This window comes from Thermus caldilimi (assembly GCF_004684245.1).
GTDB lineage: Bacteria > Deinococcota > Deinococci > Deinococcales > Thermaceae > Thermus > Thermus caldilimi.
This window is the reverse complement of the sequence record NZ_CP038452.1, coordinates 17933-38730: the sequence shown is the minus strand read 5'-3', so window position 1 is coordinate 38730 and position 20798 is coordinate 17933. Positions and strand designations below refer to the sequence as shown.

The window sequence follows — 20798 nt, the reverse complement described above, 5'->3', positions numbered from 1 at the left end:
AGGCTACCAGGCAGGGTCGCAGTGGGGAGAGGAGTCCGGGCGGACCCGGTTGGCCGCCGGTACGAAGGGCCCCGCCAGACCCCCGGTATACCCCCTGAGCCAAAGCCTCCGGTCGGGCAGGGGCTCCACAACGATCCCCTGGGGCCTCAGGGAAAGGCTTCCAGAGGAGGTAAGGGATACCGCCTGCACCTCTCCCTCGGGGGTCACCTCCAACCAACCCTCTACCCGCCCCGCACGGATGGGGCCAGAGAGGGCATACCGCTCCTCGAGGCGGGCCTGGTCCGGGGTCAATCCCTCAGGAATCCAGAAAAACTCCACCTTGTCCAGCCTTCCCTCCAGGTCAAAGGCGAAGTCCACCCGGGTGTTGCTGGCGGTGCAGTAGGTTTCTTGCGTCCTCAAGCCTGCGATCCGGTGGCCTGGGTAGACCACCTCCAGGGTCAGGGTGCAGGCGGAAAGGAAAAGGGACACCAGCACAAGGCCCCGCATACCCTTATGCTCCCCTGACCCTTCAGAAAGGGGCTTTGTCCCCGCTAAAGGCCCCTTTAGACTTAGAGGCATGGCCTACTGGCTCTTGAAATCCGAACCCGAGGTGTACAGCATCCTGGACCTCAAACGGGAGGGAAGGGCCATCTGGGACGGGGTGCGCAACTACCAGGCCCGGAACTACCTGATGCAAATGCAGGTGGGGGATCTTTGCTTCTTCTATCACTCGGGCGCCAACCCGCCGGGCATCGCCGGGCTCTGCCGGGTGATGGGTACCCTCCTCCCCGACCCCACCCAGTTTGACCCGGAAAGCCCCTACTTCGACCCCAAATCCACCCGGGAAAAGCCTCGGTGGTACACAGTGGAGGTGGAGTTCCTCGAGGTCTGGCCCCTCATTCCCCTGGAGGAGCTCAGGGCCTGCTTCCCTAAGGACCACCCCCTGGTGCGAAAGGGGAACCGGCTTTCCGTGATGCCGGTTCCCCCGGAGGTGGCAAAGAGGCTTATTGCGCGGAAAGGGTGCCGATGATCTTGAAGAGGGGCAGGAACATCCCCGCCACGATCATGCCCACGATCACGCCCAGGAAGATGATCATGAGGGGCTCGATGGCGGCGGTGAGGCTGGCCACCGCCTCGTCCACCTCCCGCTCGTAGAAGTCGGCGATCTTGGAAAGGAGGGTGTCCAGGGCTCCCGTCTCCTCCCCGATGGCCACCATGGAGCTCACCATGGGGGGGAAGACGAAGGGATGCTGGGCCAGGGTGAGGTTTAAAGGCTCCCCTTGCTGGACCTTGAGCCTGGCCGTGTCCACGATCTCCTCCACCACGCTGTTGCCCGCCGTCCCCTTGGTGATGTCCAGGGACTCCACGATGTTCACCCCACTCTGCAGGAGGAGGGCCAGGGTCCGGGAGAAGCGGGCCACGGCGGTCTTGCGGTTGAGGTTGCCGAAGACGGGGACGCGGAGCTTGATCCGGTCCACGACCTTGCGGCCCTGAGGGGTGCCGTAGTACCAGCGGTAGGCGAAGAAGAGAACCACCGCCAAAAGCACGAGGGGCAACGTGGCCGCCCGCAGGAAGTTGGAAAGGGCGATGAGGAAACGGGTAAGGAGGGGGAGCTCCGAGCCCAGGTCCGTGAGGATCTGGGCGAACTGGGGCACGATGCCCGTGAGGAGGAAGTAGGCCACACCCACGGCGAAGACGAAGACGATCACGGGATAGGTCATGGCGCTACGGATCTTGCCCCTGAGCTCCAGGTCCTTCTCCAGGAAGGTGGCCAGGCGGTCCAGGATCACGTCCAGCCCGCCCGAGGTCTCCCCGGCCCGCACCAGGTTCACGTAAAGCCGGGAGAAGAGCTTGTGCTTGGCCAGGGCGTCGGAAAAGGCCATGCCCCCTTCGATGTCAGTGCGGACCTTCTTGATGATCTCCCGGAACTTCTTGTTCTCGGTCTGCCTTTCCAGGATGGAGAGGGACTGCAAAAGCGTGAGCCCCGCCCCCAGCATGGTGGCCAGCTGCCGGGAGAAGATGGCCAGGTCCTTCAGGCCAGGGCCCCTTTCCAGGGCAGGAAGGCGCACCTCGGCCTGCAGGCCCCTCCCCGGCTCCTTGATTTCGGCCACGAAAAGCCCCCGGTCCCGGAGGAGCCTGGCGGCGGTGCGCAGATCCTCCGCCTCGATGGTGGCCTCCACCAGGCGGCCCTGGCGGTCGCGGGCCTTATACTGGTAGACTGGCATGGAAGAAGTATACCAGAAGGTGCAGGAAGCAGCGGAAACCCTTCGGCGTGGCGGTCTGGTGGCCTTTCCCACGGACACCGTCTGGGGGGTGCTGGCCCGGATGGAGGACGAGGCCGCCTGCCGACGCATCTACGAGCTTAAGGGGCGGGAAGAGGAAAAGCCCCTCCAGGTGCTGGTGGCGGACCTGGAAAGCGCCCTCAGGCTTGCGGACCTCGGGAAGCTACGGGAAAAGTTCCTGCGCCTGGCGGAGGCCTTCTGGCCCGGGGGCCTCACCGTGGTGGTACCGGGGCAGGGAATCCCCCCCTGGATCAGCCGGGATGGTTCCGTGGGCCTCAGGATGCCCGCCCACGAGGCTTTGCGGGAACTCCTCCGCCGCGTGGGAGGGCACGCGGCGGCCACCAGCCTCAACAGGAGCGGTGAGCCTCCGGTGCGCTCGGAGGCCGAGGCCCGGGCCTTTGCCGTGGACTACGTCTTCCCGGGGGAGGCCATGGGCTTGGCCTCCAGCGTGGTGGACCTGCGCACAGGCAAGGTGCTGCGGGAAGGGGCCATCCCCAAGGAAGCCCTTCTGCCCTACCTCCAGGATGCCTAGCCTGAAGGCGGAGCTTCTTGCGGTGCTCTTCGCCGCCGGTAGGCCCGTGGCCCTGAAGGAGCTCAAGGCCCTGGGCTACCCCGAGGAAACCCTCCTCCGCACCCTTAAGGCCCTTGAGGCGGACCTAAGGGACGGGGAGCTGGGGGTAGCCCTGGAACGGGTGGCGGGAGGATGGCGGCTGGTGGTGCACGAAAGCGCCCTGGAGTCGGTGGAAAGGGTCCTCAAGCCGAGCCCCCCCCGCCTCTCCAAGGCGGCCCTGGAGGTCCTGGCCCTGATCGCCTACCACCAGCCCGTGGCCCGGGCGGAGCTGGAAGCCATGCGGGGGAAGAGCGTGGAGGGCGTGCTGGAAAGCCTACTGGAGCGGGGTCTGATCCGGGTGGTGGGGGAAAAGGATGCCCCGGGCCGGCCCAAGCTCTACGGCACCACGGAGCGCTTCCTGGAGGTGTTCGGCTTGGAAAGCCTAGAGGACCTCCCGCCCCTCAAGGAAGCCCAGGGGCTGACCGAGGACGGCCCACCCCTCCTCCTCCGAGGCTAGGGCCTCCCGGGCGGGGATGGGAAGGGGGCTATAGAGCTCGTTCTGCCGCACGAAAGCCAAAAGAAACCGGCCGAGAAGGCGCATCTGGCTTTTGTGGGCACGGATGGCCTTTTCCTTTAGCCTAACCCCCTCCTCGGTGAGGGGAAAGCGCCGCCAGGGAAGCCCCCTACCCCGGGGGGGCGGGTACAGGGGAAGCCGGGGATGGAGGCCTTTGGGCAAGGGGTATTGGTACCCTCCGTGGATGAGGTAGTACTCCAGCCTGTCCTCCATGCCCAAGGAGGCCGCCGCCCGCATGCCGAAATAGCCCGTGGCCTGGTGGTCCCGGTGGGCATCCAGGGGGCTTGGCAGAAGGATTCGGGTGGGTTTGAGGGAGGAGAAAAGCTCCACCAGGGTGGCCTCCAAAGCCTTCCCCGTATAGGGAAGCCCCAAGCGGTAAGACCCACGGTAGGCCACCGCCTTAAGCCCCGTGTAGGGGCTTTCGTAGGGCAGATAGTAGTGGGTGGTGAAGAGGGCGAAAAGTCCCTGGTCGGGGAAACCGAGGAAATAGGCGCTATCCCGGGGAAGGCCCAGGACCTCGAGGCCCCGCCAAGCCTCCACCATGCGCCTTAAGGCCAGGTGGCGCAGGGCCTCCTCGGAGGGCAGGGGGCTTCCCGCAGCCAGGTCAAAAGCATCCCCCGAGGTAAGGTAAACCACGCTCACCCGCCCCCCTGCCTCCAGGGTGCGGCGCATCAGGCCCGCCGCCGCCAGCACCTCGTCATCGGGATGGGGGGCCAGGACCAAAAGGTGCTCCCCTGGCCCCAGCCCCGGGGCTAAGGGTAGCCTTCTAACCCGCAAGGAAGTGGCGAGGGCATGGTAGTAGGCGAAGATGAAGCGCCCGTTGATGAAGGCCCACACCCCTAGGGCCGCAAGGACAAGCCCCACCCGCTCCGCCCAGAGGAGGCCGAGCCAAAGCCTAAGGGCCTCCGCCAGAAGCAGGTAGAGGGCCAGAAGGAGAAGAAGCCACTGCCAGGGAGCCAGGCGGCGCACGAGGGGCATTTTACGGGCTAGAGTGGTCCTGTGGTCCTGCGCCCCGCTGAGGAAAAGGACCTCTCCGCCATCACCCGGCTTTCCCACGGCACCCTCCTCCTGGGCCGGGCCGGGCCTAGGGTCTTCCCCAGCCAAGAGCTTTGGGGCGAACTCTTTGTGGCCCCCTACCTCAGGCGGGGGTGCTGCAACCGGGTGGCCGAGGAGGAAGGGGAGATCCTGGGCTACATTCTAGGCACCTGCTCGGACCTTCCCCTTACCCTCTACCTCCTTCCCCGCGTGCCCTTCCTCCTCCTGAAACTCCTTCTCGGCCGCTATGGCCCCCCTCTACCCCACCTCCGCTACCTCCTCAGGCTGGTCCTCTTCCCCGGCCCCAAGGCCCCTAAGGGGCTTTACCCGGCCCACCTGCACATCGCCGTGGACCCCAAAGCCCAGGGCAGGGGAATCGGCAAGGCCCTGCTGGCCGAGTTCCTGAAATGCCTAAAAGAAAAAGGGGTAAGGGGCGTGCAGCTTTCCACCACTCGGGCCAACGCCGCCGCCAGGAAGCTTTACCAGAGCCTGGGCTTCCGCCTCTACGCCAAGCGGGCCAGCCCCTTCTGGGCTCCCTACCACGGCCACCCTGTGGTCCACGAGGTCTGGGTCAGGGAACTTTAGAGAAGGCCATAATGAAAGGGTGCTGCCCGAGGCCCTAAAGAGATGGGAAAGCTACCGGGACTGGCTGGAGGCCAACCCGGAGTTCCGGAGGCGGATCGTCTTCGCCCGCCTGCTTCCCCAGATTCCTCCCAAGACCGTCCCCTACCAGGGGGTCTTTGCTGGGATCCTCGAGGCTTTGGCGCTAAAGCCTTTCGCCCACCAAAGGGAGGCCCTTCTTCTGGTGGAGGAGGGGAAGAACGTGGTCATGGCCTACTCCACCGCTGCCGGAAAAAGCCTGGTCTTCCAAGCGCCGGTGCTCAAGGCAGCCCTGGAAGGGGAAACGAGCCTTCTCCTCTTCCCCACCAAGGCCCTGGCCCACGACCAGCTGAGGCGGCTTAAGGCCATGGCGGAAACCCTGGGGGTAAAGGGCATCTACCCCTACGACGGGGACACCCGGGGGGAGGTAAGGCGGAAGGCCACGCAAGAGGGCCTCATCCTCCTCAGCAATCCCGACATGCTCCACTTTGGCCTTCTATCCCGGCACGGGGAGTTCGCCTCCTTCCTTTCCCGGCTCCGCTACCTGGTCCTGGACGAGCTTCACGCCTACCGGGGGGTCTTCGGGACCCACGTGGCCCTGGTCCTCTTCCGCCTATTGCGCCTGGCCCGCCACTACGGGGCGAACCCCCAGGTGATCGCCGCCAGCGCCACCATCGGCAACGCCAAGGAGCACGCGGAAGGCCTAACCGGCCTTCCCTTTGTGGAGCTAAGGGAGGAGGTAGCCCGCTCAGAGCGGGAACTTCTGGTGCTTCTTCCCAAGCCCTTGGACGCCAAGGGGGAAAGGCGGCGAAGTCCCCTCCTGGAGGCCGCCCACCTGGCCCGGACCTGGGCGGAAGGGGGCCTAAGGGGGCTCATCTTCACCAACGCCAGGAAAAGCGCCGAGCTCATCGCCCGCTACGCCGCCCACCCTGGGGTGCGCCCGTATCGGGCGGGCTACACCGCCAAAGAAAGGCGCCGCCTGGAAGAGGCCCTGAAGTCCGGGGAGGTGCGGGTTCTCGTTTCCACCAGCGCCCTGGAGCTAGGGGTGGACATCGGGGAGCTGGACGCCGTGGCCTTGGTGGGCTACCCGGGTTCCGTGTCCGCCTTCTGGCAACGGGCAGGCCGGGCAGGCAGGGGAAGGCGAAGGGCCCTGGTGGTCTACATCCCCCGGGAGGACCCCTTGGACGAGTACTTCCTCCATCGGCCCGAGCTTCTCCTGAGGACTCCCCCGGAGGCGGCGGTGGCCGACCCCAAGAACCCCGTCCTCTGCCCTTTGCACCTGCATGCCGCCGCCTGGGAAAAACCGCTTTTGCGGGAAGAGGTGATCTGCCCGGAAGCCCTGGCCGAGCTCAAGGAAAAGGAAGGGCGCTACTACACCCCGAAGCGCCGCCCCCACCGGGACCTAAGCCTCCGGGGGCTGGGGGCCACCTTCACCCTGCGGGGGCCGGAGGGGGAGGTCCTGGGCTACCTGGACGAGCGCCAGGCCTACTGGGAGGCCCACCCTGGGGCGGTCTACCTGCACGGGGGGGAAAGCTACCTGGTGCGGAACATCGACCACGGAAAGCGCGAGATCTGGCTTCTTCCGGCCCTCGAGGACTACTACACCGAGCCCCGGGCGGAAACCGATCTGGAGGTCCTCTCGGGGGAAGCCGTGGGCCACGGGGTATGGGTGGGCAAGGTGGTGCTCCGGGAAAGGGTGGTGGCCTACGCCAAGAAGCGCTTCTACACCGGTAGCGTCCTGGAGGAAATCCCCTTAGAGCTTCCCGAGATCTCCTTCCCCACCGAGGCCCTTTGGTTCCACCCCCCCCTGGTGGTCCCCCCCCACCAGATCCCCGGGGGCATCCATGCCCTGGAACACGCCATGATCGGCCTTCTACCCCTCTTCGTCCTGGCGGAGCGCCAGGATATCGGGGGCCTTTCCTACCCCTTCTACCCCCGGCCCCTGCCCTCAGGGCAAGGCCCCACCATCTTCATCTACGACGGCTACCCGGGGGTGTGGGCTACGCCCGGCAGGCAGCCCGCCGCTTCCCGGAGTGGGTCCGGTCCGCCCTGGAGCTCCTCAAGGGTTGCCCCTGTGAGGAGGGTTGCCCCCGTTGCGTCCTCTCCCCCAAGTGCGGGAACGGCAATCAGTACCTGGACAAGGGGGCAGCCCTCATCCTGGCGGCGAACCTCACCCTCTCCCTTCCCCAAAGGACCCTACATTAAACTTCTCTCATGATCCCCAAGGACCCCCTCACCGGTCCGCCCCAAGCCCTAGGCCAGGGGAAAGGCCCCCCCATCGAGGAAAGCCCCGAGGCCTTCTTCGCCCGTTTCCGGGCCTACGCCGTGGAGGCCCACCTCTTCCCGGAGCCCTGGGGAAGCCCGGTGCTGGAGGCCATGGTCCAGGGCCAGATCCTCTACGCCTTTGACCGCGGGGCTCCCCCGGCGCCCACGGGGGTGGTGCCCGTGCTCCTGCACGGGGTGGTGCGCCGGGCCAAGCCCCTGGAGGGAGGGGCCTTCCTGGAGCGGGAAGGGGCCAGCTACCGCTTGGGAGGCAGAACCACCCCTTTGGGGGAAGGGTTTTACCTGCTCCAGACCCCTGTGCCCGTGGTGGTCTATGCGGAAGTCCCCTTATCCGAGGAGGCGGAGGTCCTCCTCTGGCCCCCCCTGATGCTCTTCCGGGAGTGAGATGCGCTGCGAGTGCGGGCAGAGAAACCCCCCTGAGGCTCGCTTCTGCATGGCCTGCGGCCGGGCCTTAGGGGCTCTCCTGCCCGAGGAGAAGCGTTATGTGAGCGTCCTCTTTTACGACCTGGTGGACTCCAGCCAGCATTTCCAGGCCGGCCTTCAAGCTGCCTACCGCCACCTGCAGGAGGCCCTGGAGGAGGCCGCCCGGGTGGCCCGGGCCAAAGGGGGGTTCGTCCACCGCTTCCTGGGGGATGGGGTCCTGGTCCTCTTCGGGGCCCCCAGGGCTCGAGGGAAGGAACCCTGGCGGGCCCTGGAGGCCGCCTTGGAGATGGTGCGCACCTCCCGCCTGCCCGCCCGGGTAGGGGTGGCCAGCGGGGAGGTGCTCTGGGCTCCCTTGGGAAGCGGCCAGGCGGGGGAGCCCACCGCGGTGGGGCCTGCGGTGGTCCTGGCGGAGAGGCTCAGCAAACTGGCTTCCCCCGGGGAGGTGTTCACCGAACCCCAGACCCTGGCCCTAGCCCCTGGGGCGGAGGGCGAGAGCTTGGGCCTTCGCGAGGCCAAGGGCCTGGGAGGGGTGGAGGTTTCACGGGTTAAGGCGGTCGGGCTGGAGCTGGGCCCAGAAGGCCAGAGCCTCCTCGCCCTCCTCCAGGAAACCTGCCATCACCCCCCCGCCCGCCTAAACCTCGTGGGCCCACCGGGAAGCGGGAAAAGCCTTCTTCTGGAGAAGTTTCTGGAAAGCCCCCCTTACCCTGCGGTGGTCCTGGAGCGCATGGGGCCGGAAACTCCTCTGCGCTCCACCCTACGCCAGGCGGTGGAGCAAACCTTTGGCCAGGTGGAGGCTCTTTTGAGCCTGGCGGAGCTTTCCCCAGTGCTTTCCCTGGCCCTTCGGTACAGCCTGGGCCTCGAGGCCCGCCCCCCCTGGGACCGGGACACCCTGGAGAAGGCCATCCTGGAAGCCTGGAAAGAAGTCCTCCACCGCCTGCCCCACCCCCTGCTCCTGGTAGCCAAAAACCTCCACGCCCCCAACCACACCCTGCGGGAACTTCTAAAGCATTCCTTCCCCCACCTCATGCTCCTGGTGGAAAGCCGAAAACCCCTCTTTTCCCCCACCCTGGAGGCCAGGGGTTTAAAGGCACCCCCTCTTCTTGCCCTGCAGCCCGCCTTGGACGCCCTCCCCCCGGCGGAACGCCAGGCCCTTCTGATCCTGGGGGTCATGGAGGAAGCCCAAGCCCGTCTCCCCGAGGAGGAACGGCGCGAGGAGCACCTTAGGGAACTCCTGAGGGAGCTGGCGGGGACCTTCTCCGCCCAGCGCCTGGAGGAGGAGGGCCTCACGCAAGGGGGTAGGCCCCTGCCCGAGGTGGTCCAGGCGGCCCGGGCCCTGGTGCCGGAGGAACGGGCCAGGGCCTGGCACCGGGCCGCAGCCCAGTTTTACCGGGAAAGGAGGGCCTTCTGGCCCATGGCCCTTCACCTAAGAGGGGCCACGCAGGACCGGGAAGCCGCCCAGGCCTTCCGGCTTCTCGCCCAAGAAGCCTGGCGGCACGGCCAGCCGGAACGGGCCATTCCCCTTTACCAAAGGGCCCTCGAGGCCGCCCCCCCATCCTGGCGGGAAGCCCTGGGGAAGGAGCTCCAGGACGCCCAAGCCTCCTTGGGCCTGGCGGAGGAGGCCCACGGGGGCCCCAGGTCCCAGGACCCCATCCTGCAAGCCTTCCGAGAGGCCCAAAACCCCCTCGCCCTCCTCCCCCTTCTCCCGGGCCTCAAGCCCTACCCCCTGGAGGAGGCCCGGGCCCGCCTTCAGGGGGCGGGGGCCTTGTGGCGGGCCTTCCAGCCCCGGCAGGCCCTCGAGGTCCTCGGCGAGTTCCATCCCTTTGTGCCCGCCTCCTTGAGGCTCCACGGGCAAAGCCTGAGGGCGGGCCTGCTCATGGACCTGGGCCGCTACGGGGAGGCAGAATCCCTCCTGGGAAAACCCCACCCCCCGCCCGCCTACCGGGAAGCGGACCTGGAGGCCAGGACCCGCTACCACGCCACCCGCCTCCGCCTTCTCCTGGAAACCGGCCGCCTCGGGCAGGCCTTGGAAGAAGGGGAGCGGGCCTACCGGGAAACCCCGCACCCCTGGCTCGCAGCCGCCCTTCTTTCCGCCTGGACCCTCAAGGGGCGCTTCCGGGAGGACCTCTTCCAGGAAGCCCTCAAGCACCCCGACGGCAAGGGCCTCAGCGTCCTGGCCCTGGCCCATCACCGCTGGCAGAGGAACCAGGACCCCACCCCCCTCCTCAAGGAGGCCCTGCGGGAGGCTCGCCGGCTTTCCAACCCCTACGTCTACCATCTGGCCCTCACCTCCCTGGCCCTCTACCTGTGGCCCAAGGCCCCCATGAAAGCCCAGGCCCTCTCCCAGTACCTCCTCTACCAGACCCACCGCACGGGGTTTGCGGTACACCTGGAGGTGGCGAGGCTCCTCCGGGCCCAGCTCCTCCTGGAGGAGGGGGAACGGGTGGACCACCTCCTAAGCTTCACCCCCTCCGTGCCCCTAACCCAAGTCTGGCAGGCCTTTCTGGCGGGGAGCGAGCCGGAAAACCCCCTCCGCGGTTACGGTATCCTGGGAAGGTGGGTCCGCGGGCTTTGGCGTAAGCGGGGGGCAGGATGGATGCGGCACAAGCGGTGGAGGCCATCAAGCGCCGCCTCTCCCTAAGGGAGGTGGTTTCCCAGTACGTGGCCCTAAAGCCTGCAGGCCGCGGCCGCTGGAAGGGCCTCTGCCCCTTCCACCAGGAGAAAACCCCTTCCTTTTACGTGGACGAGGAGAAGGGGCTTTTCCACTGCTTCGGCTGCAAGGCGGGGGGCGACCTTTTCGCCTTCGTGGAAAGGATAGAGGGCCTGGACTTCATGGGGGCCCTGGAGCGCCTGGCGGAGGAGGCGGGGGTGGAAATTCCCAAGGCGGGTGCCCCCACCAAGCGCCGGGAGCTTTTGGATGTCCTCAAGCTCTCCCAGGAGTACTTCCTAGAGGGGCTCAAGGCTTCCCTCGAGGCCCAGGAGTACCTGCAGAGGCGGGGGCTTTCCCCGGAGAGCCTCGCCCGCTTTGGCCTGGGCTACGCCCCGGCCAAAGGGGATGGCCTCCTCTCCCACCTGAGCCGGCACGGCATCAGCCCGGAGGAAGGCCTTAAAGCGGGGGTTCTGGCGGAACGGGACGGGCGCTTCTACGACCGCTTCAGGAACCGCATCACCTTCCCCATCAAGGACCACCTGGGCAGGATCGTGGCCTTCACGGGAAGGGCCCTGGGGGAGGAAACCCCCAAGTACCTGAACTCCCCGGAAACCCCCCTCTTCCGCAAGCGGGAGGTGCTCTTCGCCTACCCCGAGGCCAAGGCCAAGCTACGCCAGGGGCGGGCCATCGTGGTGGAGGGGCTTTTTGACGCCATCGCCCTGCACCAGATGGGCTTCGCCGAGGCGGTGGCGGTCTTGGGCTCGGGGCTTTCCGAGGAGCAAGCCCGCCTTCTCGAGATGCAGGAGGTGCGGGAGGTCTACCTGGCCTTTGACGCCGACGAGGCCGGGCAGAGGGCCACCCTGCAAAGCCTGGACCTCTCCTTGGCCCGGAAGTTCCTCTTCTATGCGGTGCGCCTGCCCAGCAAGGACCCGGGCGACCTCCTTCTTCTGCCCGAGGGCCCGGCCCTATTCCAGAAAGCCTTAGAGGAAGCCCTTCCCGAGGTGGAGTTCCGCTTCCAGGAGGCCACCCGGGGCCTGGACCTGACCCGCCCCGAGCACAAACGGAAGGCCCTGGAAGCCCTCACCCCCAGGATGCTCTCCCCTGAGCCCTTCGACCCAGTGGCCGACCGCCTTAAGGCCCTGGTGGTGGAGCGGTTAGGCCTTTCCCTGCGCCAGCTAGAGGATTACCTGGCCAGCCTCAAGCGGGGCCGGCGTCCACCCCCCCAACCCCCCAAGGCCGAGCCCAAAAACCGGGTGCTTCTTCTGGAGCTGGACGTGATGGCCCTCCTCCTCTCCCTGCCGGAGGAACGCTTCGCCGAGTGGGTGCACCACACGGCCCTTCACGTCTGGCCCCCGGAAGGCTCCTTGCTTTCCGAATTCCTGGAGCTGGCCAGCCGCGGTCAGCCGAAAGGCTACCTTGGATCCCGCCGGGACTACCTGCGCCAGGTGCTAAGCCGCAAGGAGGCGGGGGGCATCCTTTTGGAAAGGTTGATGCTGGTCCCCTCTGTGGACGAGCCCAGGTTCCCCGAGATCCTGGAGAAAACCCTGGCCCGCCTGCGGGAGGCCTACTACCTGGAGCGCCGGGCCAAACTGAAGGAGGAGCTAAGCCGCAACGCCAGTATGGAGATCTTGCGGGAAATCCAGGAACTGGACCAGGCCATAGAGGCAGAACGGCGCATCTACCGGAAGCTTTAAGGTAAAATCCTTTCGGGCTTAGGCCCAAGGAGGTAAAGGATGAAAAGCCCCGTTCGTGTGGCGGTCACCGGCGCTGCCGGCCAAATCGGTTATAGCCTTCTTTTCCGCATCGCTGCAGGCGAAATGCTGGGTAAGGACCAGCCCGTGATCCTCCAGCTCCTGGAGGTTCCCCAGGCCCTGAGAGCCCTGGAGGGCGTCATCATGGAGCTCGAGGACTGCGCCTTCCCCCTTTTGGCGGGGATCGTGGCCACGGACGACCCCAGGGTGGCCTTCAAAGACGCCGACTATGCCCTTCTGGTGGGAGCGGCCCCCAGGAAGGCGGGCATGGAGCGCCGCGACCTCCTGGAGATGAACGGCAAGATCTTCACCGAACAGGGCCGAGCCCTGGCCGAGGTGGCCAAGCGGGACGTCAAGGTCCTGGTGGTGGGCAACCCCGCCAACACCAACGCCCTTATCGCCTACAAAAACGCCCATGGCCTGGACCCCCAAAACTTCACCGCCATGACCCGGCTGGACCACAACCGGGCCAAGGCCCAGCTCGCCAAGAAAACGGGGGTTCCCGTGGACCGCATCCGCCGCATTGCCGTCTGGGGCAACCACTCCTCCACCATGTTCCCCGACCTCTTCCATGCGGAGGTGGAGGGGAAGCCCGCCTTGGAGCTGGTGGACATGGAGTGGTACGAGAAGGAGTTCATCCCCACCGTGGCTCAAAGGGGAGCGGCCATCATCCAGGCCCGGGGAGCCAGTAGCGCAGCCAGCGCCGCCAACGCCGCCATCGAGCACATCCGCGACTGGGCCCTGGGCACCCCCGAGGGGGACTGGGTTTCCATGGCGATTCCTTCGGATGGTTCCTACGGGGTTCCCGAGGGCATCGTCTACTCCTTCCCCGTGACCGCCAAGGAGGGCCGCTACCAAATCGTTCAGGGCCTGGAGGTGAACGGGTTCGCCAGAAAGCGGATGGAGATCACCGCAAAGGAGCTTCTGGACGAGATGGAACAGGTGAGGGCCCTGGGGCTTATCTAGGGCCTAACCGGGCTACCGCCCTGGCAAAGGCCAGGGCGGGATCAAGTTTTTAGCCAAACCTCTGGGGCCCAGGGGTAGACCACCCAGGCCTCCGTGGCCTCGGCGTACACGTCGGGTTCGTCCGGCATCTGGTTCCGACCGGGCTTGAAGTGCAGGGTGGCCACCCGGGGAAACCCACCCGCCTGGCGGACCCGGGCCTTCACCGCCCAGGCCGTCCGCCCCGAATCCCAGACGTCATCCACCACCAGAACCCGCTTGCCGAAGAGCAGGGGGTCTGGGGGAAACTGCAAGAAGACAGGCTCGGAGAGGGTTGCCTCCCCCTCGTAGAACATCACCGCCGCGGTGAGGATGTCCCGTGCGCCCAGGGCCTGAGCCAGAAGGGCGGTGGGGATGAGCCCACCCCGGGCGATACCCAGGATGAGGTCAAACTCCTCCCCCTGAAGCCTGCTGGCCAGGTGGCGCACCAGGCGAAGGAGTTCCTCCCAGGAAAGAACGAGCCTCTCCATCAGGGCTTATCCAGCTCAAAGGCCTGGTGTACCGCCCTTAAGGCGGCCTCCGCGTACTGGGCAGGGATGATGACGGAGATGCGCACCTCGCTGGTGGCGATCATCTCGATGTTGGCCCCGGTGGAGGCCACCGCCTGGAACATCCTGGCGGGGATCTCCGGGGCCGAGGCCAAACCTACCCCCACGATGGACACCTTGGCGATGTCGGGGCGGAGAAGGGCCTCCCCCCCAATCTCGGCCAAAACGGGCTCCAGGGCCTCGAGGGCCTCCTGGGCAAAATCCTTCTTCACGGTGAAGGCCATCTGCTGCCGGGAAGGATCGTGTCCGGGAACCCCCTGAATGATCATGTCCACGGCGATCCCGCGCTCGGCCAGGGCCTGGAAGACCTTGGCGGCGATCCCCGGCTGGTCAGGGATACCGATAAGCCCGATCTGGGCGTGGTCCAGATCCAAGGCCGCACCCGTTACCACCTTGCCCATTTCCATGTTGACCTCCTTCACCAGGGTACCGGGGTTATAGGAAAAGCTACTGCGCACGTGGAGCACCACCCCGTAGCGCTTGGCATAGTACACCGCCCGGGGGTGGAGGACCCTGGCCCCCAAGGCGGCCATCTCCAGCATCTGGTCGTAGCCGATCGCCTCAAGCTTCCGGGCCTCGGGAATCAGGTGGGGGTCCGTGGTGTAGACCCCTTCCGTGTCCGTGTAGATCTCGCACTCCTTGGCCCCCAAAGCAGCGGCGATGGCCACGGCGGTGGTGTCCGACCCCCCCCGGCCCAAGGTGGTGATCTCCCCCTCGGGGGTGGTGCCCATGAAGCCGGCGATCACCGCCACATACCCCTGGTCCAGGGCCTCCTGGATCCGGTTGGGGTTCACCTCGAGGATGCGGGCGTCCCCATAGCGGCCATCGGTGCGGATGCCGATCTGGTGCTGCACGAAACCCCGGGCGGGGATGCCCATGGCCCAAAGCTGCATGGAAAGAAGGGCCACGGAAACCTGCTCCCCGGTGGTGGTGAGGAGGTCCAGCTCTCGGAAGGGAGGTCTCGGGTTCACCCGCTTGGCCAGGGCGATGAGCTCGTCGGTGGTGTGGCCCATGGCCGAAACCACCACCGCCAGCCTATGCCCCTTCTCCCGGTAGTGAGCGATGCGCTGGGCCACCTTGTGGATGCGCTCCAGGTCGCCCACGGAGGTGCCGCCATATTTTTGCACGACCAGGGACACGCTTGCCTCCTTTCCGCCCAAGGGCGGCTTGAAAAGGAATAGTATCACATTTGCCCCTTCACCCCAAGCCCCGTATCCTTGGCGTGTGGGCATGACCCTAGCGGAGTACCACCGCCTCACCCCCCTGCCCCGGCCCGGGGGGGTGCTTTACGTGAAGCCGGGAGCCCGAGGGTACCGGGACCCGGTCTACGAGGCCCTGCAAGCCAACGTGGTGCCCTTTGGCGAAAGGGCTTTGGACCTGAACCCCGGGGTGGGTCTGGCAAGCCTGCCCCTGGAGGGCCGGATGGAGGTGGAGAGGCTGGAAACCTCGAGGGCCGCCTTCCGTTGCCTCCAGGCCAGCGGCCTCTCTGCCCGCCTGGCCCCTCCTTGGGAAGCGGAGGAAAACGCCTACGACCTGGTGGTCCTGGCCCTGCCCGCAGGCCGGGGCACCGCCTACGTGGAGGCCTCCTTGGTGGCCGCCGCCCGGGCCTTGAGGATGGGGGGCCGGGTCTACCTGGCCGGGGACAAGAACAAGGGCTTTGAGCGCTACTTCAAGGAGGCCCGGGCCCTTCTGGGCTACGGCATGGTCGTCAAGCGGGAAGGCCCGGTGCGGGTGGCCCTCCTGGAAAAGGAACGGCAAGCCCCACCCCTGCCCCCCCTCTGGAACCGGTTCCAGGCGAGGCTTTTGGGTGAGGCCTTCACCTTCTTTCACCTGCCGGGGGTCTTCTCCGCGGGGAAGGTGGATAAGGCCTCGGTGCTTCTCCTGGAAGCCCTGGTGGGGGAGGTGGGCCGGGAAGGTATCCGCGGTAAGCGCATCCTGGACCTGGGGGCAGGCTACGGAGCCCTCACCCTGCCCCTGGCCCACCTGGGGGGGAGGTGACGGCCCTCGAGGACGACCTGGTCTCGGTCCTCTCCCTAAAAAGGAACCTTTTGGAAAACAACCTTGCCGCCCAGGTGCTTCATTCCGACGTGGACGAGACCTTGGCCGAAGGCGGGGAAGGTCGAGGCCCTAAACCGGCTCAGGACCAAGCCTCCGGCTTGACAGAGAGGGAAGCATTTGACATCATAGTTACGAATCCCCCCTTTCACGTGGGGGGAGCGGTTATCCTGGATGTGGCCCAGGCCTTCGTGGAAGCAGCGGCGGCCCGGCTGAAGCCGGGTGGTGGGTTTTTCCTGGTGGCAAACCCCTTTCTCAAGTACGAACCCCTACTGGAAGAGCGCTTGGGCGCTTTCAAGACGCTTTTGGTGAGGGAGTACAAGGTGCTCTTCGCCCAGAAGACCCAACGGGGATAAAACCCCAAGGAGGGAGGTCCACGTTGAAGAAGACCAAGAACAAGGCGAAACCGGTTACCGCTGGGGAAGAGGAAAGGATGACCGTCCAAACCCAAGAATCCGTAAGCGCCATGGAGAAATCCCCTGAGGCCTCCTCGGCCAAAGCCGGCTCCGGAGGAAGCAGCTCGAAACACCAGAAGAAGGCCCCCCTGGGGGTGGTAAAAGAGGAAACTCCTCACGAGGAGGAAATGGCGCCTGAGGCCACGGGACCCCTCCAAGGGAGCTACCTAGAGGAGGCTCCGGAAGAACCCCACCTCGAGGGGGAGGAGCCCGACCTCGCCCCCGAGATCTTCCTGGAGGAAGCCCTGGATCCCATGGCAGACGAGGGTTACCTGGAAGCGGACGCCCTCCTCCTTCCCGAGGAAGGCTCCTCTCCGGACTACCTGGGCGAGGAGCTCTTCGAGGAAGAGGAGGAATTGGCCCTGCCCAAGGTTTCCACCTCCGACCCCGTGCGTCAGTACCTGCACGAAATCGGCCAGGTCCCCCTTCTCACCCTGGAGGAGGAAATCGAGCTGGCCAGGAAGGTGGAGGAGGGGATGGAAGCCATCAAAAAGCTCTCCGAGGCCACGGGGCTGGACCAGGACCTGATCCGGGAGGTGGTGCGGGCCAAGATCCTGGGTACGGCCCGCATCAGCCAGATTCCTGGCCTCAGGGAAAAGCTGGATCCCAAGACGGTGGACGAGGTGGATGCTAAGCTGAAAAGCCTCCCCAAGGAGCTTAAGCGCTACCTGCACCTCGCCCGCGAGGGGGAGGCCGCCAGGCAGCACCTCATAGAGGCCAACCTGAGGCTGGTGGTGTCCATCGCCAAGAAGTACACCGGCCGCGGGCTCTCCTTCCTGGACCTGATCCAGGAAGGGAACCAGGGCCTCATCCGGGCCGTGGAAAAGTTCGAGTACAAACGGCGCTTCAAGTTCTCCACCTACGCCACCTGGTGGATCCGCCAGGCCATCAACCGGGCCATCGCCGACCAGGCCCGCACCATCCGCATCCCCGTCCACATGGTGGAGACCATCAACAAGCTCTCCCGCACCGCCCGGCAACTCCAGCAGGAGCTGGGCCGCGAGCCCACCTACGAGGAGATCGCCGAGGCCATGGGCCCGGGCTGGGACGCCAAGCGGGTAGAGGAAACCCTCAAGATCGCCCAGGAACCGGTTTCCCTGGAAACCCCCATCGGGGACGAAAAGGACAGCTTCTACGGGGACTTCATCCCCGACGAGAACCTTCCCTCCCCCGTGGACGCCGCCGCCCAGAGCCTCCTGGCCGAGGAGCTGGAAAAGGCCCTCTCCAAGCTTTCCGAGCGCGAGGCCATGGTGCTGAAGCTCCGCAAGGGGCTCATCGACGGGCGGGAGCACACCCTGGAGGAGGTGGGGGCCTACTTCGGGGTCACCCGGGAGCGCATCCGCCAGATTGAGAACAAGGCCCTCAGGAAACTCAAGTACCACGAGTCCCGCACCCGGAAGCTTCGGGACTTCCTGGATTAGCCAAGACTCCGCCCCACACCGAGGGGGAAACGGGCCACCTCCAGGAGGTGGCCCTCGTCTTCATCCCGCACCAAGGCCACTTCCTTCACCAAGAAGGAGCGCCTTTGGGGAGCGGGAAGCTCTTGCGCCAGCCTCCTTGCCTCCTCCTCGGATAGCCCCAGGGCCAAGGTGATGTGGGGCAGGTAGCTGGGCCCCTCGATCTCCTTCAGGGGCGGGGCCAGGGGTTCCAGGGCGTGGTAGAGGCGCCGGAAGGGAGTGCCCCCGTAGGCCCTCAGGTAAACCACCCCCTGGGGGAAATACCCCCATCCCCCGAGGCGCAGGCGAAAGGGGGCGTGCCCCCGAAGAATGCCCGCAAGGGCGATCCTCAAGGCCTCCTCCTCATAGGGCCAGTCAAAGGGCTGGCGCAGGTTAAGGTGCGGGGGGCCAAAGCCCCTGACGCCGTGAAGGACCTGAAGCGTCTCCAGAAAACGCCGCAGGTCCTCGGGGGGCCACACCAACACCCCATACACGCCGCCAGTATACCCGCTAGCCCTTCCCAAGCCCTCCGCGGGCTGGCTCGAGGAAGCCCCCCGGGACATATTACCCTTGACTTAGGGAATGATGGGGGTGTGAGCTATCCCTGTAAGGAGGTAGCTTTATGAAGAGAGCCCTACTGGCCCTGCTGGCCCTTGGCTTGATGGTGGCCCTGTCCAACAAGGAGGCTATCCAGAAGGAGTGGGAGCAGAGCGCCCACAACAACGGGATTATGGGGTTTAAAACCCTGACCGAGGCCACCGTGGAGGCCCGGCAGGCCAACGCCGCCCACTGCGCCCGCTGCCACAGCGAGCAGGGCTTTTTGGCCTGGCTGGAGCAGCTTAAGCAGGGCAACCCTGGAAACCTGGTGGGTCCGGACGGTAAGCCGGCCACCGTGGACTACCTGAAGAGCCTGGGCCTCACCAAGGACCGGGTCAAGCCCATCACCTGCCAGACCTGCCACGACGAGGACGGGGACCTGCGCCTGGTCCACGACACCCCCATGCTCCCCTCGGGCTTCAAGGCCACCGCCGTGGGGAACGCCGCCCTGTGCATCACCTGCCACAACTCCCGCAACGGCCGCATCACCTGGAACGCCGAGGACCCGGGCCGCTACACCTACCCCCACGCCTCGAGCCAGGGGGACGTGATCCTGGGCAAGAACGCTTTCTTCGTGGACGACACCAAGGACTGGCCTAACCCCCACGCCTTCTTCACCGGCAACGCCTGCTCCACCTGCCACATGAGCCTGGCGGGGACCGGGGAGTACTCCAGCCACACCTTCAAGGCCCCGGAGAACCTCTGCGCCTCCTGCCACGGGGCCAAGTACACCAAGGAGATGGTCCAGGAGAACACCGAGCACCTCCTCTCCCTCCTGCGCAGCAAGGTGAACACCCGGGTGCTGGCGGTGCGGGACCGCATCAGGACCGTGCGGGCCTACAACCCAGAAAACGGCCAGTTCACCCCCGACACCCCCGTGAAGGCCCCCGTCCAACGGGTGGATATCCTCTCCATCGCCGGGCAGATCGCCTTCAAGATGACGCTCACCGACGGCACCGTGCTCTACAGCCAGCTGGGGGACATCAAGGACGATAAGGGCCAGCCCGTCTTCGCCACCAAGGACCCCATCGTCCGGGCCAGCTGGAACTACCTCTTGATCGAAAATGACGGCTCCAAGGGCGTGCACAACCCCACCTACACCCGGGCCGTCCTCCTGGCCACCCTGAGCGCCCTGGAGTAAGAGGCAGGATGCGAAAGCCCTGGGGACCCAGGCCCCAGGGCTTTCCCTTAACATGGGGGCGTGGACCGCACCTACCTGTACCGGGGCCGCATCCTGAGCCTGGCCCTGGAAGGCCGTTACGAGATCGTGGAGCACAAGCCGGCGGTGGCCATCGTGGCCGTGCGGGATGGGAAGATGCTCTTCGTGCGCCAGCACCGGCCGGCGGTGGGCCTTACCCCCCTGGAGATCCCGGCGGGGCTTATAGAACCTGGGGAGGACCCCCTGGAGGCCGCTCGCCGGGAGCTGGCCGAGGAAACTGGGCTTACGGGGGACCTTGCGCCCCTTTTCAGCTACTACGTCTCCCCGGGCTTCACCGACGAAAAGACCCACGTCTTCTTGGCCAGCAACCTCAGGGAAACCCAGGCCGTGCCGGACGAAGACGAGGAGATCGAGGTGGTCTGGCTGGAGCCAGAAAAGGCCCTAGAGATGCACCGGAGGGGCGAGGTGGAGTTCTCCGCCACCGGCCTGGTGGGCGTGCTCTACTACCATGCTTTTCTTCGAGGTCGCTGACGTCCCCAAGGGGGCCAAGGTGGTGGCGGTGGGCTCCTTCGACGGGGTACACCTGGGCCACCAGTACTTGCTCCACCAAGCTCTGGCTGAGGCCAAGGGCCTCCACCAGCCCCTTCTGGTCTACACCTTTGACCCCCCCACCAAGGTCTTCACCCGGGGAGAGGGGTTCCTGATGGACCTCACGGAAAAGGTGGAGGCCCTAAAGGCCCTCGGGGTGGAGCTGATCCTGGCGGTGGCCTTTAACGAAGCCTTCGCCCAAAGGGAGGCGGGGGAGTTCCTGGAGGACCTCAGGCGGCTTGGGGCCAGCCGCATCTACGTGGGGGAGGACTTCCGCTTCGGCAAGGGACGGAAGGGGAACCTCGAGGACCTGGCCCAGGTGGCCCCCGTGCGCACCGTCCCCCTTCTGAGCCTGGGGGGAGAGCCGGTGAAATCTAGCCGCATCCGCGCCCTTCTGCAAGAGGGCCGGGTGGAGGAGGCCCGCCACCTCCTGGGCCGGCCCTATGGGGCTTACGGGGTGGTGGTGGAAGGGGACAGGCTTGGGAGGAAACTGGGCTTCCCCACCGCCAACCTGGCGGTTCATCCCCAGAAGATCCTCCCTCCGGGCGTGTTTGCCGTGGAGGCCCAAGGATCCTTCGGCCGCTACAAGGGGGTAGCCAACGTGGGCACGAGGCCCACGGTAAACGGCACGGAAAGGCGCCTCGAGGTCCACCTCCTGGGTTTTGCTGGGGAGCTTTACGGGGAGGAGATGCGGGTCTCGTTCCTGAAGCGCCTGCGGGAGGAAAGGCGCTTCGGGAGCCTAGAGGAACTCAGGACCCAGATCGCCAAGGATGTGGCCTTGGCCCGAAGCTACTTCGGCCTCTAGGCCATCCCTCAAGCCTTCCTAGGGACATC

At 66.2% G+C, this 20798-nt stretch carries 18 protein-coding genes and 2 pseudogenes; 14 read left to right on the top strand and 6 right to left on the bottom strand.

Going from position 1 to position 20798, the window contains the following annotated elements; translation table 11 throughout:
- Positions 1-3 precede the first annotated feature (3 nt).
- On the bottom strand, positions 4-486 hold the full coding sequence (locus EBI04_RS00195; protein WP_135255533.1) for a hypothetical protein: 483 nt from the start codon (positions 484-486) through the stop codon (positions 4-6).
- A gap of 70 nt (positions 487-556) precedes the next feature.
- Here EBI04_RS00195 and EBI04_RS00190 point away from each other — a divergent pair, with 70 nt between their 5' ends.
- A complete protein-coding gene (locus tag EBI04_RS00190) occupies positions 557-1009 on the top strand; it encodes an EVE domain-containing protein (protein WP_135255532.1) in 453 nt (150 codons plus the stop codon).
- On the opposite strand, the gene pilC is transcribed toward EBI04_RS00190, so the two are convergent.
- A complete protein-coding gene (gene pilC, locus EBI04_RS00185) occupies positions 984-2204 on the bottom strand; it encodes a type IV pilus assembly protein PilC (protein ID WP_135255531.1) in 1221 nt (406 codons plus the stop codon). The genes EBI04_RS00190 and pilC overlap by 26 nt on opposite strands.
- On the opposite strand from pilC, the gene EBI04_RS00180 reads away from it, so the two are divergent.
- Both EBI04_RS00180 and scpB read left to right on the top strand, forming a co-directional pair.
- Positions 2203-2793: an L-threonylcarbamoyladenylate synthase gene (locus tag EBI04_RS00180; RefSeq protein ID WP_135255530.1), complete on the top strand. Its 591-nt coding sequence runs from the start codon at positions 2203-2205 to the stop codon at positions 2791-2793. The two genes, pilC and EBI04_RS00180, sit on opposite strands and share 2 nt — an antisense overlap.
- A complete protein-coding gene (gene scpB / locus EBI04_RS00175; RefSeq protein ID WP_135255529.1) occupies positions 2786-3328 on the top strand; it encodes an SMC-Scp complex subunit ScpB in 543 nt (180 codons plus the stop codon). Before EBI04_RS00180 ends, scpB begins: the two co-directional genes overlap by 8 nt.
- Here the strand turns inward: scpB and EBI04_RS00170 are convergent.
- A complete protein-coding gene (locus EBI04_RS00170) occupies positions 3254-4354 on the bottom strand; it encodes a PIG-L deacetylase family protein (RefSeq protein WP_135255528.1) in 1101 nt (366 codons plus the stop codon). The genes scpB and EBI04_RS00170 overlap by 75 nt on opposite strands.
- Positions 4355-4390: 36 nt before the next feature.
- Between EBI04_RS00170 and EBI04_RS00165 the strand changes: the two genes are divergently transcribed.
- The 6 genes and pseudogenes from EBI04_RS00165 to EBI04_RS00140 all read left to right on the top strand — a co-directional run bounded on the left by EBI04_RS00165 (position 4391) and on the right by EBI04_RS00140 (position 13090).
- Entirely contained in the window at positions 4391-5005 is a 615-nt protein-coding gene (locus EBI04_RS00165; protein WP_206202080.1) for a GNAT family N-acetyltransferase, read from the top strand.
- A 19-nt stretch (positions 5006-5024) separates the two neighbouring features.
- Positions 5025-7225, top strand: a pseudogene (locus tag EBI04_RS00160) (DEAD/DEAH box helicase).
- A 9-nt stretch (positions 7226-7234) separates the two neighbouring features.
- Positions 7235-7687: a hypothetical protein gene (locus tag EBI04_RS00155; RefSeq protein WP_135255526.1), complete on the top strand. Its 453-nt coding sequence runs from the start codon at positions 7235-7237 to the stop codon at positions 7685-7687.
- 1 nt (position 7688) lies between these two features.
- The gene (locus EBI04_RS00150) at positions 7689-10364 is read left to right on the top strand and encodes an AAA family ATPase (RefSeq protein ID WP_135255525.1); all 2676 of its coding nucleotides are present in this window, start codon (positions 7689-7691) and stop codon (positions 10362-10364) included.
- Positions 10316-12067, top strand: a complete 1752-nt coding sequence (gene dnaG / locus EBI04_RS00145) for a DNA primase (RefSeq protein WP_135255524.1) — start codon at positions 10316-10318, stop codon at positions 12065-12067. Before EBI04_RS00150 ends, dnaG begins: the two co-directional genes overlap by 49 nt.
- Positions 12068-12106: 39 nt before the next feature.
- Complete coding sequence (locus EBI04_RS00140; RefSeq protein WP_135255523.1) at positions 12107-13090, top strand: malate dehydrogenase; 984 nt, start codon at positions 12107-12109, stop codon at positions 13088-13090.
- A 41-nt stretch (positions 13091-13131) separates the two neighbouring features.
- Here the strand turns inward: EBI04_RS00140 and EBI04_RS00135 are convergent, their stop codons facing one another.
- Both EBI04_RS00135 and EBI04_RS00130 read right to left on the bottom strand, forming a co-directional pair.
- Positions 13132-13596 carry a phosphoribosyltransferase gene (locus EBI04_RS00135; protein WP_135255522.1) on the bottom strand — a complete coding sequence of 155 codons (465 nt, stop codon included), beginning with the start codon at positions 13594-13596 and terminating at the stop codon, positions 13132-13134.
- Positions 13596-14813, bottom strand: coding sequence for an aspartate kinase (locus EBI04_RS00130; protein WP_135255521.1), 1218 nt, complete (start codon positions 14811-14813; stop codon positions 13596-13598). The genes EBI04_RS00135 and EBI04_RS00130 overlap by 1 nt, the downstream gene beginning before the upstream one ends.
- Positions 14814-14904: 91 nt before the next feature.
- Between EBI04_RS00130 and EBI04_RS00125 the strand changes: the two are divergent.
- Positions 14905-16085 (top strand): annotated as a pseudogene (locus tag EBI04_RS00125) (methyltransferase).
- 227 nt (positions 16086-16312) lie between these two features.
- Positions 16313-17605, top strand: coding sequence for an RNA polymerase sigma factor RpoD (gene rpoD, locus EBI04_RS00120; RefSeq protein WP_240695421.1), 1293 nt, complete (start codon positions 16313-16315; stop codon positions 17603-17605).
- On the opposite strand, the gene EBI04_RS00115 is transcribed toward rpoD, so the two are convergent.
- Positions 17602-18114, bottom strand: a complete 513-nt coding sequence (locus EBI04_RS00115; protein ID WP_135255519.1) for a 2'-5' RNA ligase family protein — start codon at positions 18112-18114, stop codon at positions 17602-17604. The genes rpoD and EBI04_RS00115 overlap by 4 nt on opposite strands.
- A gap of 128 nt (positions 18115-18242) precedes the next feature.
- Here EBI04_RS00115 and EBI04_RS00110 point away from each other — a divergent pair, with 128 nt between their 5' ends.
- From EBI04_RS00110 to ribF, 3 genes are read left to right on the top strand one after another with little or no spacing between them, the layout of a single operon-like run.
- Positions 18243-19358, top strand: coding sequence for a hypothetical protein (locus tag EBI04_RS00110; RefSeq protein WP_135255518.1), 1116 nt, complete (start codon positions 18243-18245; stop codon positions 19356-19358).
- Positions 19359-19418: 60 nt separating this feature from the next.
- Positions 19419-19907 carry an NUDIX domain-containing protein gene (locus EBI04_RS00105; RefSeq protein ID WP_135255517.1) on the top strand — a complete coding sequence of 163 codons (489 nt, stop codon included), beginning with the start codon at positions 19419-19421 and terminating at the stop codon, positions 19905-19907.
- Complete coding sequence (gene ribF, locus EBI04_RS00100) at positions 19885-20769, top strand: riboflavin biosynthesis protein RibF (RefSeq protein ID WP_135255516.1); 885 nt, start codon at positions 19885-19887, stop codon at positions 20767-20769. The genes EBI04_RS00105 and ribF overlap by 23 nt, the downstream gene beginning before the upstream one ends.
- The last annotated feature ends 29 nt before the right edge of the window (positions 20770-20798 follow it).

Excerpts from the sequence above, each read along its gene's own strand:
- EBI04_RS00195 (WP_135255533.1), bottom strand. The coding sequence starts at position 486 with ATGCGGGGCCTTGTGCTGGTGTCCCTTTTCCTTTCCGCCTGCACCCTG.
- EBI04_RS00190 (WP_135255532.1), top strand. The coding sequence starts at position 557 with ATGGCCTACTGGCTCTTGAAATCCGAACCCGAGGTGTACAGCATCCTG.
- EBI04_RS00180 (WP_135255530.1), top strand. The coding sequence starts at position 2,203 with ATGGAAGAAGTATACCAGAAGGTGCAGGAAGCAGCGGAAACCCTTCGG.
- pilC (WP_135255531.1), bottom strand. The coding sequence starts at position 2,204 with ATGCCAGTCTACCAGTATAAGGCCCGCGACCGCCAGGGCCGCCTGGTG.
- scpB (WP_135255529.1), top strand. The coding sequence starts at position 2,786 with ATGCCTAGCCTGAAGGCGGAGCTTCTTGCGGTGCTCTTCGCCGCCGGT.
- EBI04_RS00155 (WP_135255526.1), top strand. The coding sequence starts at position 7,235 with ATGATCCCCAAGGACCCCCTCACCGGTCCGCCCCAAGCCCTAGGCCAG.
- EBI04_RS00150 (WP_135255525.1), top strand. The coding sequence starts at position 7,689 with ATGCGCTGCGAGTGCGGGCAGAGAAACCCCCCTGAGGCTCGCTTCTGC.
- dnaG (WP_135255524.1), top strand. The coding sequence starts at position 10,316 with ATGGATGCGGCACAAGCGGTGGAGGCCATCAAGCGCCGCCTCTCCCTA.
- EBI04_RS00140 (WP_135255523.1), top strand. The coding sequence starts at position 12,107 with ATGAAAAGCCCCGTTCGTGTGGCGGTCACCGGCGCTGCCGGCCAAATC.
- EBI04_RS00135 (WP_135255522.1), bottom strand. The coding sequence starts at position 13,596 with ATGGAGAGGCTCGTTCTTTCCTGGGAGGAACTCCTTCGCCTGGTGCGC.
- rpoD (WP_240695421.1), top strand. The coding sequence starts at position 16,313 with ATGGCGCCTGAGGCCACGGGACCCCTCCAAGGGAGCTACCTAGAGGAG.
- EBI04_RS00110 (WP_135255518.1), top strand. The coding sequence starts at position 18,243 with ATGAAGAGAGCCCTACTGGCCCTGCTGGCCCTTGGCTTGATGGTGGCC.
- ribF (WP_135255516.1), top strand. The coding sequence starts at position 19,885 with ATGCTTTTCTTCGAGGTCGCTGACGTCCCCAAGGGGGCCAAGGTGGTG.